At 42.8% G+C, this 17,753-nt stretch carries 15 protein-coding genes; 11 read left to right on the forward strand and 4 right to left on the reverse strand.

What is annotated here, in order from left to right:
- Positions 1–4: 4 nt before the first annotated feature.
- Genes NSQ91_RS02050 through NSQ91_RS02060 form a run of 3 tightly spaced genes read left to right on the forward strand, consistent with a single transcriptional unit; the run spans position 5 to position 2,478 of the window.
- Positions 5–1,159, forward strand: a complete 1,155-nt coding sequence (locus NSQ91_RS02050; RefSeq protein ID WP_340916267.1) for a sensor histidine kinase — start codon at positions 5–7, stop codon at positions 1,157–1,159.
- On the forward strand, positions 1,156–1,758 hold the full coding sequence (locus NSQ91_RS02055; protein WP_036682756.1) for a response regulator transcription factor: 603 nt from the start codon (positions 1,156–1,158) through the stop codon (positions 1,756–1,758). The genes NSQ91_RS02050 and NSQ91_RS02055 overlap by 4 nt, the downstream gene beginning before the upstream one ends.
- Positions 1,759–1,776: 18 nt before the next feature.
- A complete protein-coding gene (locus NSQ91_RS02060) occupies positions 1,777–2,478 on the forward strand; it encodes a histidine phosphatase family protein (protein WP_076275989.1) in 702 nt (233 codons plus the stop codon).
- Positions 2,479–2,999: 521 nt separating this feature from the next.
- Here NSQ91_RS02060 and infC read toward each other — a convergent pair.
- Positions 3,000–3,518, reverse strand: coding sequence for a translation initiation factor IF-3 (gene infC / locus NSQ91_RS02065; protein WP_076185653.1), 519 nt, complete (start codon positions 3,516–3,518; stop codon positions 3,000–3,002).
- A 61-nt stretch (positions 3,519–3,579) separates the two neighbouring features.
- A complete protein-coding gene (locus NSQ91_RS02070; RefSeq protein WP_340916269.1) occupies positions 3,580–4,485 on the reverse strand; it encodes a LysR family transcriptional regulator in 906 nt (301 codons plus the stop codon).
- A gap of 110 nt (positions 4,486–4,595) precedes the next feature.
- Here NSQ91_RS02070 and NSQ91_RS02075 point away from each other — a divergent pair, with 110 nt between their 5' ends.
- From NSQ91_RS02075 to NSQ91_RS02095, 5 genes are all read left to right on the forward strand, one after another.
- On the forward strand, positions 4,596–5,000 hold the full coding sequence (locus tag NSQ91_RS02075; RefSeq protein WP_076185657.1) for a tautomerase family protein: 405 nt from the start codon (positions 4,596–4,598) through the stop codon (positions 4,998–5,000).
- Position 5,001: 1 nt separating this feature from the next.
- The gene (locus NSQ91_RS02080) at positions 5,002–5,331 is read left to right on the forward strand and encodes a carboxymuconolactone decarboxylase family protein (protein ID WP_076124622.1); all 330 of its coding nucleotides are present in this window, start codon (positions 5,002–5,004) and stop codon (positions 5,329–5,331) included.
- 84 nt (positions 5,332–5,415) lie between these two features.
- A complete protein-coding gene (locus tag NSQ91_RS02085) occupies positions 5,416–6,990 on the forward strand; it encodes a sigma-70 family RNA polymerase sigma factor (protein ID WP_340916272.1) in 1,575 nt (524 codons plus the stop codon).
- Between the two features lie 265 nt (positions 6,991–7,255).
- Positions 7,256–9,646 carry an ABC transporter permease gene (locus tag NSQ91_RS02090; protein ID WP_340916274.1) on the forward strand — a complete coding sequence of 797 codons (2,391 nt, stop codon included), beginning with the start codon at positions 7,256–7,258 and terminating at the stop codon, positions 9,644–9,646.
- A 102-nt stretch (positions 9,647–9,748) separates the two neighbouring features.
- On the forward strand, positions 9,749–10,726 hold the full coding sequence (locus tag NSQ91_RS02095; RefSeq protein WP_340916276.1) for a phosphotransferase: 978 nt from the start codon (positions 9,749–9,751) through the stop codon (positions 10,724–10,726).
- A gap of 47 nt (positions 10,727–10,773) precedes the next feature.
- Here NSQ91_RS02095 and NSQ91_RS02100 read toward each other — a convergent pair whose 3' ends face one another.
- On the reverse strand, positions 10,774–11,667 hold the full coding sequence (locus NSQ91_RS02100; protein ID WP_076307947.1) for a helix-turn-helix transcriptional regulator: 894 nt from the start codon (positions 11,665–11,667) through the stop codon (positions 10,774–10,776).
- A 145-nt stretch (positions 11,668–11,812) separates the two neighbouring features.
- Between NSQ91_RS02100 and NSQ91_RS02105 the strand changes: the two genes are divergently transcribed.
- The 3 genes from NSQ91_RS02105 to NSQ91_RS02115 all read left to right on the forward strand — a co-directional run bounded on the left by NSQ91_RS02105 (position 11,813) and on the right by NSQ91_RS02115 (position 16,605).
- Entirely contained in the window at positions 11,813–14,065 is a 2,253-nt protein-coding gene (locus tag NSQ91_RS02105) for a beta-L-arabinofuranosidase domain-containing protein (RefSeq protein WP_340916278.1), read from the forward strand.
- Between the two features lie 306 nt (positions 14,066–14,371).
- On the forward strand, positions 14,372–16,087 hold the full coding sequence (locus NSQ91_RS02110; RefSeq protein ID WP_076124614.1) for an ABC transporter ATP-binding protein: 1,716 nt from the start codon (positions 14,372–14,374) through the stop codon (positions 16,085–16,087).
- 35 nt (positions 16,088–16,122) lie between these two features.
- On the forward strand, positions 16,123–16,605 hold the full coding sequence (locus NSQ91_RS02115; protein WP_076101239.1) for an NUDIX hydrolase: 483 nt from the start codon (positions 16,123–16,125) through the stop codon (positions 16,603–16,605).
- Positions 16,606–16,671: 66 nt separating this feature from the next.
- Here NSQ91_RS02115 and NSQ91_RS02120 read toward each other — a convergent pair whose 3' ends face one another.
- Positions 16,672–17,568: a LysR family transcriptional regulator gene (locus NSQ91_RS02120; protein ID WP_340916281.1), complete on the reverse strand. Its 897-nt coding sequence runs from the start codon at positions 17,566–17,568 to the stop codon at positions 16,672–16,674.
- Positions 17,569–17,753: the final 185 nt, after the last annotated feature.

Raw genomic sequence — 17,753 nt, forward strand, 5'->3', positions numbered from 1 at the left:
ATGAATGGCTGAGCGTGCGAAGTTCCGGTTATTTCCACAAAAACAGGGTTTTTTCCCTTTTGTATGGGCTGTTTATCTGGTTTTGCCCATCCTGAATTTGCGCGGGGAGACTGGAATGAAGCTCATCCTGGGCGGGATTATGATAGCGGTGTTTGCCCTCAGCTATCGCCAGCTGTATTGGGTGCGGGGTGGAGTGTTTAATGTTTGGTTATTTATTCAAATGTTAATCATCGTGGTGCTTAGTTTGTTCTATACCCCCTATAATCTGTACATGGGCTTTTTCACCGCAAATTTTATCGCATATTATACGGAGAATAAAGGGTTCAAAATTGCATTTGCTTCTTTTGTGATCATGATCCTTTCGGTGCTGGTCTTAGTGGGTCGTGAGATGGAGTGGGGAAGCGTGATGTTTTTAGCTCCGTTTATTATTATTATGTTGATTAGTCCGTTCGGAGTGAGGTCCATGAATCGGAATCAGAAGCTGGAGAAAGAGCTGGATCAAGCCAATGAGGTGATTAAAGAGCTGGTGAAGCGTGAGGAACGAATGCGAATCGCCCGTGACCTGCATGATACCCTTGGCCATACCTTGTCCCTGATTACGTTAAAGAGCCAACTCGTAGAGAAGCTGGTGACGAAAAATACGGAGCGAGCTCAAGAGGAAGCACGAGAAATTCAGCGCACTTCACGGGCTGCGCTCCGTCAAGTGCGTGAGCTAGTGTCGGAAATGCGAGCGATCTCAGTAGCAGAGGAACTGGCTGAAGCTGGAGAGATGCTGCGAACGGCAGAGATCGCCTTAGAAGTGGAAGGGGATATCTCTCTGGAGGGGGTATCCGACCTGACGCAAAATATCCTTAGCCTCTGTATCAAAGAAGCAGTGACTAATATCGTAAAGCATAGTAGAGCGGACAAATGCTTCATAGGAGTGGCAAAGCTGGCTGGAGAAGTGCGAATTACCGTTAAGGATAACGGCATTGGTCTACAGCATGGGGAGAGAGGGAATGGTGGGCTTAGCGATGGAAATGGCATGAAGGGAATGGCAGAGCGTCTATCCCTGATTGATGGCTCCCTGTCGCTAAGCTCAGCTGAGGGTCAGGGAGCTACGCTGATCGTTACCATCCCGCTAATCGTAAAAGATGCACAAGGGGGTGAGACTGCATGATAAGCATTGTTATAGCGGAGGATCAACGCCTGCTTCGGGGAGCGATGGCTTCTTTGCTGGATCTTGAAGACGATATCGAAGTAGTCGGAGAAGCTTGTGATGGGGCGGAGGCGTTAGCTTTAATCGACAAGCTTCAGCCGGATGTCTGTCTCATGGACATTGAAATGCCGTTCAAGAGCGGGCTGGAGGTTGCAGAAATATTGCGGAGTAAGGGTTGTCCGACCCGAATTATTATTTTGACTACCTTTGCCCGTCCAGGGTATTTTGAGCGTGGAGTAAAGGCTGGTATTCAAGGGTATTTGTTGAAGGACGAGCCTGTAGATAAGCTAGCTGAATCTATTCGTCGTGTCATGGCTGGACATCGGGAGGTATCTCCTGAGTTAGTCTTCGGCAGTCTGCGGGAGGAGAATCCATTAACAGCACGGGAGCGCGAGATTTTAAAACTGGCTGGAGAAGGGCAAACCGCGAGCGAGATAGCCTTTTCGCTGCATCTGTCTTATGGCACTGTCCGCAATTACATCTCTGAAATACTCAATAAGCTGGAAGTGAAAAGCCGGATTGAGGCGGTACGGCTGGCGGAAGAAAAAGGCTGGATTTGAGGGGAGGAGGGCATTGTTATGCAAATATTTCTGATTCGTCATGGTGATCCGGACTATTCCATAGATGATCTAACGGAATTCGGGCATCAGGAAGCAGCGGCATTGGGAAAACGCATGGCATCTATCGGACTGGATGAATTATATGCTTCACCATTGGGTAGAGCACAGACAACAGCAAGTTATGTGGCCAAAGAGACGGGACTTGTAATTCAGACAGAACCTTGGACTTGTGAATTGGATTGGACAGGGATTATGTTGGATGGACAAATGGCGCCTATATGGGATAGTCCGGGAGAACATATTAGTGAACTATCGAGTGGAAAAAGAGAATGGTCTGATCAAACAGATCATTGGTTAAAACAAGAGGAATACAGATTGCGGTTTAGCGAACTACAAGCGGCTTCAGATCAATTCTTGCTTAGCCACCACTATAAAAGAGAAGATGGCCTATATCGTATCCTCGAGCCTTCTACCAAGAAGATTGGAGTTGTGTGTCACGGTGGCTTTGGCCTTGCATGGCTAGCCCATTTATTGCAGATTCCTTTAGCCTTGGCTTGGTCCGTATTTTGGCTTGCTCCAAGCTCGGTAACGACGATCTTGTTTGAAGAGCGCAGCGAGCACTATGCAGTTCCCAGATGTATTGGATTGGGAGATGTCTCCCACCTCTATGCTGGGGGTATGAACTATCGCCCAAGGGGATTAATGGGTAATCATGTTTAAGGTGACTGATTAAGAGCGAGCAAGAACATTGTCTATGAAGTGAAAGGCCATCCCGCAGAGGATGGCCTTTTTTAATAATACAAGAAAGTATAAGTTTGGCACGAGACATTATCCTTCTATTTCTCGCATAAACGCTTACCGTCCTTTAGGGGCACCGAAGGCGCTTTTGCTTGCATATAAGAATCATGCCCCTTGCCCAGTTCCTGATTTCCACTTGCTATTGTGCTAACGGACTTAGATGCAGCTATTTGTACATTTTAAGCCTTTTGGAGGAAGTTGCGGACTCGAGAGATCTTATTTTCCATAAATGGAGCGAATATCGTGCTATTTTAGTGATATAAAGTCTCTGAAGTCCGTTAGCATCCCAGAACAGCGAAATAGTTACGAATAAGGGCTGTGGTGTCCGAACGCAATTCTGAATTCTGCTCGCAATAAAGCTACATTTGCAGATAGCAGCAGCTTTTTCATGAAATGGTCCACTAATTTTGGTTTTGAGCCTAAATTATCTGAAATTCCACTCTTCACCGTGGATTTAATTTCACCTGTGAACCTTTGCCGCCTGTCTGGATGCCGGTATCTTTGACTCCGACTTCCTTGAGGTCAGCTACGAGGCGTTCTAGTACCGTCTTTGCGGCAGCAGCTTCCTTCGCACCGGAAGCTTTGACAACTAATTGCACCGGCTTGCCGGAGCGTAGATGCTTCTCGGCCTGACGGAGCTTCGTATCGTAGTCATGCTCTTCAATATGAGCAGTGAAGCGGAGCTCTTTGACCTTCTCCTTGCTGCCGCCCTTTGCAGCTGAGCCACCACTGGCCTTGCGTGCTGAGGCTGCTTCTTTCTGCGCGGCCGCTTTTGCTTTGCCCTTTGCAGTTAGGCTGCAGGGCGGTGGGCTGCTCATTAGCGAGGTGCATACCAGATCAGCTCCCGCTGATCTGGCCATGGCCAGCGCCTCTTCCCGTGAGACGATACCCAGCTTCTCACCCCTAAGTCCTGTAAGAACTACTTCGGATGCTCTGATTTGTTCATTGATTAATACTGCCACTGCTATGAATCCTCCCCTGATAACGATGATAAAGCTATCATATATGGAACTAGCTTGAGGTTCAAATGTGGAGCGTAGGATTAGCGTTACTAATCCTCTCAATTTCTTCTTTTATGATTTGTAGGATTAGTTTTTTAGATGATGTTGCTAGATATTCTCGGTTGCGCCGCTGCAATATACCCACTTGAATGAACGGCTCGCTTAGTTCAACATCTATTTTTACGATATCTGTCATTAAAGCTGTCGAATCAAGCACTACCCCTACCCCAGGGTTCTTTCTTACAAAATGAGGAATAGCAGAAATTTGGCTTATGGTGGATAAAGTGGGCTTTGATTCGAATCTCGAAAATTGCTTAGCTAACCGAAGGTGATATAAGCAAGTGCGTCCTCCAGCTATAATTGGATATTCAAGAATTTCTCGAAATGAAATCTCGTCTCGTCCGCTTAAAGGATGATTTTCATCTACTATAAAAGCGATCTTTTCGTGATAGAGCGGTTCGAAATAAAAGAAAAACAGGTCGGACGGCTCACCGCAGATGGCAAAATCCAGTTCACTTTGTAGAACAAGTTGTGAGAGGGAATCAGTGTTACCCTGAATGAAGTTACATGCCATCTTTGGTTTTTGCTCCTGAAACTTTCGCAAGGCGTTCGGTAGGACGGATTCCATCATGGATTCAATGCCTCCGATATGAAGTGTGCCAATTTCGTCATGCTGTAAAGCTTTGGTGAGTTCTGATACATAGTTCCAATGTTGAATAAGGTTATCGATTTCCGCTGCAAAAACTTGTCCAGCACTTGTCAGTTCTACTTCCCAGCCTCTGTGAAAGAGTTGTATGCCCAGTTCTTTTTCAAGTCGTTGAATTTGGTTGGTAATAGTAGACTGTGCATAATTCAACTTCTCTGCAGCGCGTGAGAAAGTGCCTTCTTGAAGAATGGTCTTAAAAGCCATCAGTTCTTTTAGATCCATCGATTGTCACCTCTATCGGTATAATTGATTAAGATTATTATCTTATTCAATTATATAAATCAAAATACTGAGAGTACAATAAAAGAATTCCAAAGAAGGAGTGAATTAAAATGCCATTCATTAGAGTCAGTTATCTGGAGCAACAATACGACATTCATCAGCTAGAAGGAATATGCAGAGCGATTATGAGCGCGTTAATTCAGCATTTCCATGTACCGGAGGATGATATGTTTCAGGTTTTTCATGCGCATAAAGCGGGGGAATTTTTTTATAGTAAAGATTATTTAAATATTGAACGAAGCGACGGACTGATATATATCCAAGTTACGCTAAAATCCGGAAGATCAACGGAACAGAAGAAAAGCTTTTACGCGAGGCTAGCCGAGGAATTATCGATGACGCTAAACATCAGAAAAGAAGATATATTCATTGTGCTCGTCGATACGGAATTCGAAGATTGGTCGTTTGGTAACGGTGTTGCTCAAATGCTACAACCTCCGGTTAGGGAGGTGTAATATGGCGCATCAGAAAATCGTCACAAATGTACGGGAATCGTTAGGGGAGTTCGCTCCGGCATTCGTCGACTACTCGGAAAATGTGTTATTTGGGGACTTATGGAGACGTGAGCAATTATCACTTCGGGATCGTAGCATGATTACGATTTCTGCCTTGGTGATGGGGGGCATGACGGAACAACTCCCCTATCATCTGCACTTGGCTTTAGAGAACGGCTTACAACTTGAAGAAATCGTGGAGGCCATCACCCACCTTTCTTTTTATGTAGGTTGGCCGCGAGCCTCTTCAGCTCTAGAGGTTGCAAAGGATGTAATAGGAAAAAATAAATAACGTCTGACTTTTCAATCCCATCCGTAACCTTTAGGAACTTCATTGGCACTTGTATATAATACGGAAGAAGGGAGCGGAGGACAGATGCTTCAGTATATCGAAGAGGCTAAACAAGGAGACCGACAAGCTTTTGAACAGATTGTTAAGCACTTTACACCGATGGCCAATGCAGTTGCGTTCGAAAAGCTGCGTGACTATCAATTAGCGGAAGATGCTGTGCAGGAAGCTTTCACAGAAGCCTTTTTGCATTTGAATAAATTACGAGCAGTAGAGGCATTCCCGGGCTGGTTTAAAGCTATTGTGGTGCGGCAATGTTATCGCATCTTGCGAAGAAAGCAGCATCCTGCATTACCCTACGATGAAGCTGCGCAAGCGACAGAATCTTCATTTTCTATAGCAGATATTATTGAGAAAAAGGAAACCCAACGGCTGGTTCACGAGTCTATAGCTGCATTAACGTCCAATATGCGGATTGCCGTTCAATTATATTATTTTCAAGGCTACTCACTACAAGAGATTGCTGACTTTCTGGGGACTTCGGTTTCGGTATTGAAGAAGCGACTTTTTGATGCCCGCCGCAAGCTGAAAGGTGCATTGCCTGTGGCAGATGTTCTTTCCGTATTCAACCATTTGTACGAAGGGGGAAAAGCTGTGCTTCACATTGTAAATGGAGATGTAGTGGGAGAGAAGCTGCGGCAAGGAATCGTGAAAGGTGATGTACTAGTGTGGAGAGAGGTATATTCGCATGGGCCGGTATTTTTGGATCCTGCCGATGGAGATAACCGCGCTGTTCGAGCGCAATATTTGGAACAAACGATGGGGATTCCGCAGAGGGAATTTATCGCCAATAGTGAGAGGCAAGAGAAGATTTTAGCTGATTTCCATAAATATGAAGAAGTGGTGTTATGGTTCGAGCATGACCTTTTCGATCAGACGATGCTCAGTTATTTACTCCATTGGTTCTCGAAGCAGAAAATGTTAACCACCAAGCTAAGCTTACTATGCATTGGAGAGTATCCGGGAATAAAGTTATTTCGAGGACTTGGACAACTTTCTATAGAGCAGATGGAAACATTATCAGGCACATGGAAGCTAATCGGAGCCAAAGAATTAGAAGCAGGTCAAGCACTCTGGGAAGCCTATGTATCACCGAATCCAGAATTGCTGCAACAACGATTAACTACAGATACATCGGCGTTACCCTTTGCACATGACGCCTTCCGGGCGCATTTATCGCGCTTTCCTTCTACTACAAACGGACTTGGCATCGTAGAACAAATCACGCTGGAGATGATCCATGAGGGAATAAAATCACCCTATGAGCTGTTCAAAAATGTGGGTGATAAGCTTCATATCTTGGGAATGGGCGACTTGCAATATTGGCATATCCTAAGAAAGATGGTACAAGGCACGTACCCTTTGCTACAAACTCATGGATGCAATGAGTTCCCTGTTTATAACGATTCAGTAATGCAATTTAAAGACTGTGGGCTTGTATTAACAGAGCTAGGTAAGAGTGTAATAGCTGGAAACGAAGACTGGGTGCAGAAGAATGGCAGCGATGAGTGGTTTGGAGGTGTACATCTGCAAGGATTGACTCCACGCTGGCGGTGGAATCCGTTGGTCGGTGCGCTTCAGGAGAGAAGTGCCGAGGCGTAATTTATTAATCTAAATGTTTGCTACACAAGGCATATTGAGCATAAAAAGACTTCCGCTAATTTGGAGATACTCAAACGCTCCAGAGGGGGAAGTCTTTTTTGTTGTATCCATATATTATATGAATAGTAAATATAGTATATATCATCTATTTAAAGGGTGATTGATCTTTGTTGGAGAATATTATCTATAGAATAAATAGTGAAAGTATTCACTTGATGATGCAAAGGGAGGAATATTCGTTATACGATAGGAGGATGATGTATCAATGTCCATACAGAATAAAACAGCAATGATAAGAATTGCAAAAGCAAATTTAAAAGCGGAAAAAACCAAAAATTACTTTGTAGGCAGTGTGATAGCTTTAGCTGCGTTTTTATTAACTGTTGTAATGACCTTTGGTTATAATTCTTTTACTAACCTACAACATGAGTCGAATTTCCAGGCTTTATTCTATAACCTCAATAACAATGAAATCTCAAGATTGAAAGATATAGAGGAAATTAATAAAATCGGGCTTTATAAGGAAATAGGCAGAGAGAAAAAAGAAGAACGCTTATTGTCCATTCTCTACACGGATCCAGCCATGATGGATTTATCAAATGCCAATATCGTTCTGGGGAAGTTCCCTACAAAAGAAAATGAAATTGCAATAGAAAAAGACTTTCAGTTATCCGATGATCGAAGCCTGGGGCTTGGCGATTCTATTTCTTTGCAATTTAGAAACAATGCCAGCAAAGAATTTCAAACCAGCCAATTTGTGATTTCTGGAATTCTGCAAACAACCGCATCAGGTAACGAGAATCGAATCGGCTACAATGCTCTGGTATCAAGCGCGTTCGTTGAGGAAGATCCATTTCTTTCCAAAGAGGATTTCTCCGCGGCAATTAGCATCAACAACAGCAGCAGTTATTCCAACGAGGAACTGAAGTCAAAAATCAAAGAAATAGGGCAGCGAATGGGTATCTCTGAGAGAAATATTCAGATCAATAATGTGAATGTGGACAGTAATAATCTGTCAGGAAGCACTGTGATATCCATCTTGTCTATCATGCTGATCATCGCACTGGCTTGTTGGCTAGTTATCTACAATATCTTTTATATTTCAATTACTAAGCGAATTAAACAATACGGACAACTTAGAGCAATCGGTGCAACAAAAAAGCAGATAAAACAGCTAGTTCTATATGAAGGGAAAAATCTTTCAAGAAAATATATCCCTATTGGAGTTATCTTAGGATGTTTAATGAGCTGGATTTTAAGTGGCTTTCACTGGAATGCAGTTCCAAGTTTTTCACTTGCCTTTTTAGCCGGTTTGCTCACCAAAGTAACAGTTAGAGCTTCATTAAACGCACCATCTAAATTCGCATCAAGAATCTCTCCTATAACGGCGATTAGACATGTAGATGCCGATGTTAATACAAAAAAGGAGAAAAGAAACTCGAAAAGACTCACACCATTTTCTTTAGCTGCATTGAACTTATCAAGAAGCAGGAAAAAGACGGTGTTAACTTTGCTGTCTCTTTTTTTAAGCGGAACGCTATTTGTTTCCTTGGGGACATTGTTAAACTCGGTCGATCCAATCTCAAAAGCAGAGAAATATTTTCCGAATCATGGTCGGTTTGATATTCAAATTAATAATGAGTTGTATTCTGAAACAACCTCATTAAGTGATCTTCAGACGGAAGGGCAACTATCTACTTCTTTAAAAAATAAAATCCTAGCTATAAATGAAGTTGAGGACGTAATCGAACATCAGTATATTGAAGCTGCTATCGAAGGAATAAAAACGGATGACGGGGCCGCGATAGTCAGTATTGAGAATATCCCTACGTTAAACAACGAAAGATGGAGTAGTCATTTGGCTGAGGGGAAGATCCCAGATGTTGATTCGTCGGATGCATCCTACATTCTCCTTAACAGCGCCAGTAGTGACTTAGATTATTACGGGGCTCATTACGCTGTCGGTGATCATATTTCATTCATAATTGCTAATGATCAGGAGAAGGTTAAACATGATTTTGAGATCATTGGAGATATTACGGATAAGAATTCAGGAACTTCATTTTATCTTCCACCCAAAGTAATGCAAACTGTAGCCCCTTTTAATAGCAATAAGAGCTACGAAGTTATTACTATGGATAAATCGAATGAAGAGTTAATAAAGAGTGAGTTAGAGGGTGTGATTCTCAATGAGGATACACTCAAATTATTGTCTTTTTCCGAAGTTGTGGAATCCAATAGAATTGCTTTTAGAACTATCACTATTTCAGTGTGTAGTTTTATGGTTTTTATAGCAGTATTCAGTATGATCAATCTCTTGAACACCATAATCACCACTATTTCTGCAAGAAAAGGGGAGCTAGGCCTTATGCAAGCCATAGGAATGAGCCGAAAACAATTAATGGCTATGTTAACCTATGAAACAGGATTTTTAGTGGTTGGAAGCTTTACGATGGCTCTTTTTACGGGCAATCTAATGGGATACATGATAAGTAAGAGTGCAGGGAATATGGGGGGGCTTTCCTACATTCAATACCAATTCCCTTGGAGTGCTATTTTCCTGTATTTCTTGGTTATTTTACTTGTCCAGACTGGTATGGTTCAGTTTGTTAGACGATCAATATCGAAGCAGAGCATTATAGAGCAATTAAATTAACGATGCGGAAAGTTTAGCTATATTTAATAAATCCCTCGCCTTTATACGGGCCAAACGTGAAAATAAATAGTGAGTAGCAATTAACGTTGAAGGGTGATTTATATGCTGAAACTGCCGGTGTATCATTCCGTAATTTCTTCCCATGCCATAGTACCCGTAATTAATGATCTTTATGAAATCGGGGATGTTCTGGAGTGTAGTTTTTATGAGAACGGACTTAATGATACCTATTTACTAAAGACCTCTATTGATAAATACATTCTTAGGATCTATAAAGCTCATTGGCGAAATAAACATGAGATTGATTTTGAAGTGGAGTTATTGAATCACTTAAATAAGAAGAATATCCCTGTATCGGCTCCGGTAATCAGCAGGGAGGGTGGTTACCTAATTGAGCTGGAGGCTCCTGAAGGAACACGTTACGCAGTTCTGTTTACTTTTGCAAAAGGCAATTATTCCGATGAAAAAGCTAGCTGTGAATTATACGGTGAACAAGTGGCTAAGATGCATCTGGCTATGGATGATTTCGAATGTGGGCAGCAAAGATTTACGCTTAATCTGGATCATCTGCTTCAAGAACCGCTTCAATCGATTCGCAAGCCTTTATCCCACAGGCAAGAGGATATCGATTATCTAGAATCTTTGTCGGAAGTATTGGCAAATAGCATAGCTGAAATCTCATCAGAGCTGGATTGGGGGGCATGTCATGGTGATCTTCATGGAGCGAACGTACATTTCTACGAGGATACCCTGACTCATTTCGACTTTGATTGCGGAGGTTTTGGCTGGAGGGCCTATGATGTTTCCGTGTTTTTGTGGTCAAGGGTTAGAGGGAAAGAACGAGAGCATTTTGACAATGAACAATGGACTGTTTTCCTGGATTCATACCAAAAGCATAAAGTATTATCTGAGAACGATTTAAAGGCAATCCCTATATTTGTTGCTATCCGGGAGATATGGTTGATGGGTCTGCACACAGGGAACGCACAGGTTTGGAGTTGTGGGTGGCAAAACGATCATTACTTCAATACTAATCTGCAATTCCTACGTAATTGGTGTGAAGTTCATTCTATCCAATAGACAATACCCAAACAAGAAGCCACTCCATATTTAGGGGTGGCTTTACTTCAGTCATTATTCATAAACGTCTTATGATAAGCGTTACGATATTGGGTGGGTGTCATGTTTTCGTATTTTCGGAAGAGGCGCATGAAATATTTATCGTCGGTGAATCCCGTCTCTGTCGCGATGTCCCTCACGCTTAATGCGGTTCTGGTTAGTAGCTCCTTCGCTTTAGTCACACGTACTGAATGGATATATTCTAATGGCCCCATGGAGGTATGCTGTTTAAATAGCCGAGCTAGATAGTCCTTGTTGTAATTGAATTTATCCGCGATGATGGCCACGGTAAGTGGTTCGCTTGCATGTATCCTTGTCCACTCAGCTATTTTGACGAAGGTGACATCTTGCTGTGCGCGGATCAGCTTACTGGCGAACGGCTGAAGTGCATGCTCAGACAGCTCAATTAAAAGCGAGGTCAGCAAATAATTAACGCTGGAATAGGTTAAATACCCCGAGTTGGCCACATGAAGGATTTGATTCGCCAGAATATGAATCCGGTCACTATGTTCGATTTTTATGATTTGGGGCAGATATAGATCATGTACGGACCATAAGCGCTGTGTGCGCGAAAAGATTTCTTCTGCCTCAGGCTTCATTTCCTCCTCACTCAGTAATAACCCCTCGGTTGTCAGTTCGAAATGAAACCAATAAAACTTAACCCCGGGTCGTGACTCTCTATAGCCGACATGTGTGCGATTAGGCATGAGCAGAAGAGCTTCGTCAGGGCCTACTTCAAATTGTTTGTTCTCCTCACTCAAATATACCGTTTCGTTCACCCCAATGATTAGTTCGTAGTTCCCCATAACACGCTCCACATGCTTCCATGGTGTTTCTGAGATAAATTCACCTGCCGCTGTAAAATGAACAGGTACATCTGCATTTATTTTTAAGTAGGTCATGCGGTCCTCCTAGCAATCAATAAGTCGGGTTTGTCCACTATTTGTACGACTGATCTACCGACAAATCAACGTTCCGGTGTTATCTTATGGATACAAATATACACTTGTTATCTAACCCTGACAAGATTGCGAGGGAGCGATTTCATTGAAGACGCAAGCTTTTGATCTACAGAACGTACGAATTGATTCAGGTCCACTTCTCCATGCGATGGAGTTAAATACTGATTATTTACTCAAGCTTGAGGCAGATCGGCTTCTGTCGCGTTTTCGCGAATATGCTGGCTTAGAGCCTAAGGCTGCTCACTACGAGGGCTGGGAATCTCAGGGCATTAGCGGCCATACGTTAGGCCATTATATTTCTGGATGTGCGTTAATGTATGCCTCTACGGGAAATGAAGAGCTGCTACAACGCGTGAATTATGTAGTAGATGAATTAGAGCTATGTCAGGATGCGCATGGCAATGGCTTTATTTCCGGCATTCCTCGTGGCAAGGAGTTATTTGAGGAAGTGAAGGCAGGCGACATTCGCTCACAGGGCTTTGACCTCAACGGAGGTTGGGTGCCGCTTTACACGATGCATAAGCTGTTTGCAGGTCTTCGCGATGCTTATCGATTGGCCGGCAATCAGAAGGCGCTCGTTATTGAAACGAAGCTGGGGCTGTGGCTTGAGGATATTTTTGCAGGGCTGAGTAAAGATCAGATCCAAGAGGTGCTGCGTTGTGAGTTTGGCGGCATGAATGAAGCGCTGACGGATTTGGCAGAGGATTCCGGAGAAGATCGTTTCCTCGCGTTAGCGGAAAGCTTTTATCATGGGGAAGTGCTTAATGATCTGGCCGTAGAAAAAGATACCCTAGCTGGAAGACATGCTAATACACAGATTCCAAAAATCATCGGAGCTGCTAGACAATATGAGGTAACTGGGCAGGAGCATTATGCAGGTATTTCCCGCTTCTTCTGGGATCGGGTCGTGAATCATCATTCTTATGTGATCGGCGGCAACAGCTATAATGAGCATTTTGGTGAACCGGATAAGTTAAATGATCGATTGGGTGAAGGTTCATGTGAGACATGCAACACGTACAACATGCTGAAGCTGACTAAGCATATGTTCCAATGGGATGCGTATGCAGCGTATGCGGATTACTACGAACGTGCGATGTATAACCACATCTTAGCCTCTCAGGAGCCGGTAGATGGCCGGGTATGTTACTTCGTATCTCTCGAGATGGGTGGACATAAATCGTTTAATTCGCAGTTCGAAAGCTTTACGTGTTGTGTAGGTTCGGGAATGGAAAGCCATTCTATGTATGGCTCGGCGATATACTTCCATAGTGCAGATGAGCTTTATGTCAATCAGTACGTACCTTCTACAGTGGCTTGGAAAGAGCAAGGCATTAGCTTGCAGCAAGAGACCAAGTTCCCGGCAGAGGGACAAGGTGTACTGCGGATCAGTGCAGCACAGCCAACGAAATTCACATTAAAGCTAAGATATCCTTACTGGGCTGAGCAAGGGATGAGTGTTAGCGTAAATGGTGAAGATGTTCAAGTAAATGTAGGCAAATCTAACTACTTTACTTTGGATAGAGAGTGGCAGGATGGAGACGTTGTCGAATACGATATTCCGATGTCGGTGAGAATCGAGACGATGCCGGATAATCCGAACCGAGTTGCATTCCTTTACGGGCCACTTGTGCTCGCAGGTGATTTTGGGCCTATAAATGCAGAGACCAATAGCGATCGCGCCCTTGCTTCCGTATTAATCGGAGATCGGGACACACTGACGGACAACCTCATCCAATCTAATGTGAGCAAAAATGTGTTCCGGATGAAAGGTTTAGGGTATATAGGGGATCATGAGCTTCGTCCGTTCTACCCTATGCATGATCATCGTTATTCCGTGTATTGGGATTTATTTACACCGGAAGAGTGGAAGCTGGCAGAGGCTGAATATCGCGAAGCCGTGGAGAATAACTTGCTGCTTGAGCAGTTAACTGTCGATTCGGTACAACCTGCTGAAATGCAGCCTGAACGCGATCATAATTTCACAGGTGAATTTGTAGGCTTAGGTAAAATCCACAATCGCAAGTATCGGGACAGCTGGATCAATGGCTGGTTCTCCTTCACGATGGAAGTTTTGCCGGATGAGCAAGTGGATCTGGTGGTCACGTATCTGAAGTCGAACGATACTTCGCTGGCATTTGATATTTTGGCGGATGGGGAGCAACTTGGTGTAGGCACTCTTGAGTCTGAGGAGATGAATAAGCTGGAGACGATTCGCTATGAACTCCCGCAGCCGATCACGAGCGGCAAATCAGCAGTTACGATCAAGTTTGCTTCTCATGAAGGACATAAGGTTGGCCAAGTGGCCGGACTACGTATCGTTAAACGGAACTCTTGAATAAAAAGGCTTACAGAATTATAATAGGAACAATTCTTTTAATTGAGGTGAAATGGATGTCTTTCCGTACCGTTACAAGGAACTAGTTATCGGGCTGGGTGAAACGCGTACCAGCTATCAAGGGGGGAATCTACCCTTTTGGTTACAACTAACTAGAGCTTTGAACGGTGCCATAGGCAGCTATTTTTGTAGAGCCAGGCACTTAACCTATTTAACTTAGAGAACCGTTTATTTGTGGATGGTTTTTTACAGTGGGATAGGGGCGCCTGGCTTTTTTGCATTCAATTAAAAGAGGGGATAAATGATATGTTAAAAAAGAGTCTAGCTCATCTAAAGTGGTGGGTATGTGGTTATATTTTATTGGGTTTTGCCATTCAGCTGTTAAGTAGTTTAGGGGTTGTTGTCTTTCAAAAAATATTAGATAAGGCCACGGTAATCAACAGTTTTGGTGAAATATCCACATTAATTATGGTGTATGGGTTTCTGCTAGCTGGGGTGGCGATCCTGAATTATATAGACGAATACCCGAGTGTGTTTTTATCGAACAGCATCACGGAGCGGTTAAAGATTCTTGCACTGTCCAAAATATCAAAAATGGATTATCAAGCGTATCAGGATATGGGAACAGGGCAGATGATTAAGGTGATCGAGAACGGGGCAGCGGCTGGAAACAGCATTATTTTTTCTTTTTTTCTCAAAACATTACATGAGTTGTTACCTACTCTTCTATTCAGTCTAGTCTTTATCAGCTTCTATGATCTAAGGATCATGTTAGTGATTGCAGCTGGCTACGTGGTTGTCTTTCTGATAACAAATCTGTTGTTGAAATTTCTGTATGCCATGAAGGCTGCCATTCTCCAAGAGCAAGAAAAGATGTCCAGATTCTCTATCCGCGGGTTTATGGAATTGGTCGTCTTTAGAACCAACAAGAGATATGAGAAAGAGATCGATAAATTAAGCCAGACTGCACGCACTATCATTCATAAAAATGCTCAGCTAAAAATGATCCATGAAGCTTTTTTTGCTATATTCGAGTTATTTGTCACGATCATTAAAGTTGTTGTCCTGATTTATGGTGTGAAAAGCATTGTCGCAGGCGAGACCTCACTAGGTATTGTGGTCGCATTGTTTATGTTCATCGATAAAATTTATACCCCAATTGCCATCTTTAATGTTTTATTTGTAGATTACAGACTGAATAAAGTGACCTACAGAAGATTCGAGGAATTTATTGCTGCCCCAGAAGATAAGAACTTGGAATCCGGAGAAGCCATCACTGAGCTCCAAGGCAATATTGAGTTTAGGAAGGTGTCCTTTACTTATGGGAATGTGCAGATACTGAATAACCTGTCTTTTTCGCTTACGCGAGGAGCTTCCGTTGCTATTGTCGGATTAAGTGGAGGCGGGAAATCTACGCTGATTAAATTGATTGTGGGGTTATTAAAAAAGGGCGAAGGTGAACTCTTACTGGACGGTAAGGATATCGATGAGATTCGTTTGAATAGCTACTATGATCATATTTCCTATCTATCCCAAGATACGCCGATTTTTGATGCTACGATAAGGGATAATATTGTATTTGATGAGGATACTCTGTCGGATGAAGAGCTATATGAGATTCTAGATAAAGTTCATTTGCAGGAAAAAGTAAGCCATTTACCGGATCGCTTAGATACTTTGGTAGGCGAAAAAGGTCTCAAATTATCAGGAGGCGAAAGACAGCGATTAGCGTTTGCCAGAGTCATTGCCCAAAAAAGAAATATTCTAATTCTGGATGAGCCCGTGTCAGCGCTTGATAATATCACTGAGCAAAGTCTTATGGAGACGATTTTGAATGAATTTAAGGATAAAACTATCATCATTGTGGCCCACAGGCTTAATTTTATAAAAGACGTTGATAAGATATTGGTAGTGGATCAAGGATCAATTGTTGGGGAAGGGAAGTTTGATGATTTAATAGAACAGTGCGAAGCTTTTAAAGCGTTATGGAATAGAAAAATATCGTTTACAGATTATCGATAAATTGCTAGACTCTTCTAAAAAAAGAGGTGCTATCTATGGCTTGGCCAACACATATTGTAGCGGTGGGTGGAATTGCAATAAATGAAGAGGGAGATATTCTTTTAGTAAAAACACATCATGGTGGCTGGGTATTTCCTGGAGGACAAGTGGAAGTTGGAGAAAACCTAATGGATGCACTAATTCGCGAGATTAAAGAGGAAAGTGGAATAGATGTCGTTGTTTCTCAATTGATTGGCGTGTATTCGAATACAGGTATGCATAAATGGTATGACGGTGAGACGGATGTTCCTACCAAGGTCATGTTAGACTTTATCTGCAAGCCCGTGGGTGGAGAATTAAGTACTTCGGAGGAAACATCTGAAGTGATGTGGGTAGCCAAGGAGAAGGTGCTGGATCTGATTTCTGCAGCGGCTATTCGTACCCGCTATCAAGCTTATTTGGATTTCGACGGAAATACTAGGTACATGGATTATGTAACTGGAGGTGCGTTTGAAGTTAAATTGGATCGGACGGTGTAAAAAAAGAAGCTTTGAGGCTTTCCCGAAAGGGAAGGCCTCTTTTGTTGGGAATGAGCAATCATTCCGCTATATCGTATAAGGATTGTGTCGAATCATCTCAATTAAATTCACTGCGGCTGCTGATAAGGGCTCATTTTTACGTGTACAGATCGCAATGGTATTTTTCAGATGGACGCCTTCTACATATACTCGGCACAATTCTCCACGCTCTACGTATTTGCGTACGACTAATGAAGAAACGAAGTTTGCACCATATCCGGCGATAACGGCTTTGATGGCTTCATGTAGTCCATTAAATTGCAAAGAGATGATAGGAGCGGGTGTGTTGTATGTGCGGCATAAAGATAATAATCGCTCCCGCGTTGAACTCCCTTCTTCACGCATAACGAAGGGTTCCTTCATCATTTCGGATATTGAAACTTGCTGATTGGCATAACGATGATCGGGTGCGACTACAAACCATAACTCGTCCTGAAATAACTCCTCTGTCTGGATTGTATCTGGATAAGCCTCGGCGATTCCTCCATAAATAGCTATATCCACATCTACATTTAACAGCTGCTTGAGGGCATCACTTGAGTTGGTAGTGGTGATCATCATCTCCACTTGTTCATATTGCTGCTTAAACTTTGCAATCCAGGTAGGAATGAGAAAGTGAGCAGGCAAATACGTTGCGGCTAGACGGATACTTCCGTTACTGCCGTTAACATAATCTTGAGCGAATTGCTCAATTTGTTGTTCTACGGCGAATAGTCGCTTGGCGAGTAGAGTAAGCTCTTCCCCTGCATCCGTTAAAGCAATTCCTCTGCCTTGAGGTTTAAATAGGGCAAAGGACAGTTCCTTTTCGAACTTCTTAATCTGCGCAGTGATGGCAGGCTGACTTATATTTAAAATTTCTGAAGCGCGTGTCACACTGCCTGCCGATGCGATTACATGGAATAAGCGTAAGGCATGTAGGTTCATGGTTAAACTCCCATTCTTCGATTCATATATTAAATATATAAATTAAATATAAAGATATATTATATTTATGATTATAACTGATTTACAATACAGATATAAAGATGAACTTGGAAAGATGAGATTAGGGAAAGGAATAATGGAGAGGAGGTTTGGAACTGTAGGAGCGTAGCGATCGCCTTTGTCTC

This window comes from Paenibacillus sp. FSL R7-0048, assembly GCF_038004505.1.
GTDB lineage: Bacteria > Bacillota > Bacilli > Paenibacillales > Paenibacillaceae > Paenibacillus_AQ > Paenibacillus_AQ odorifer.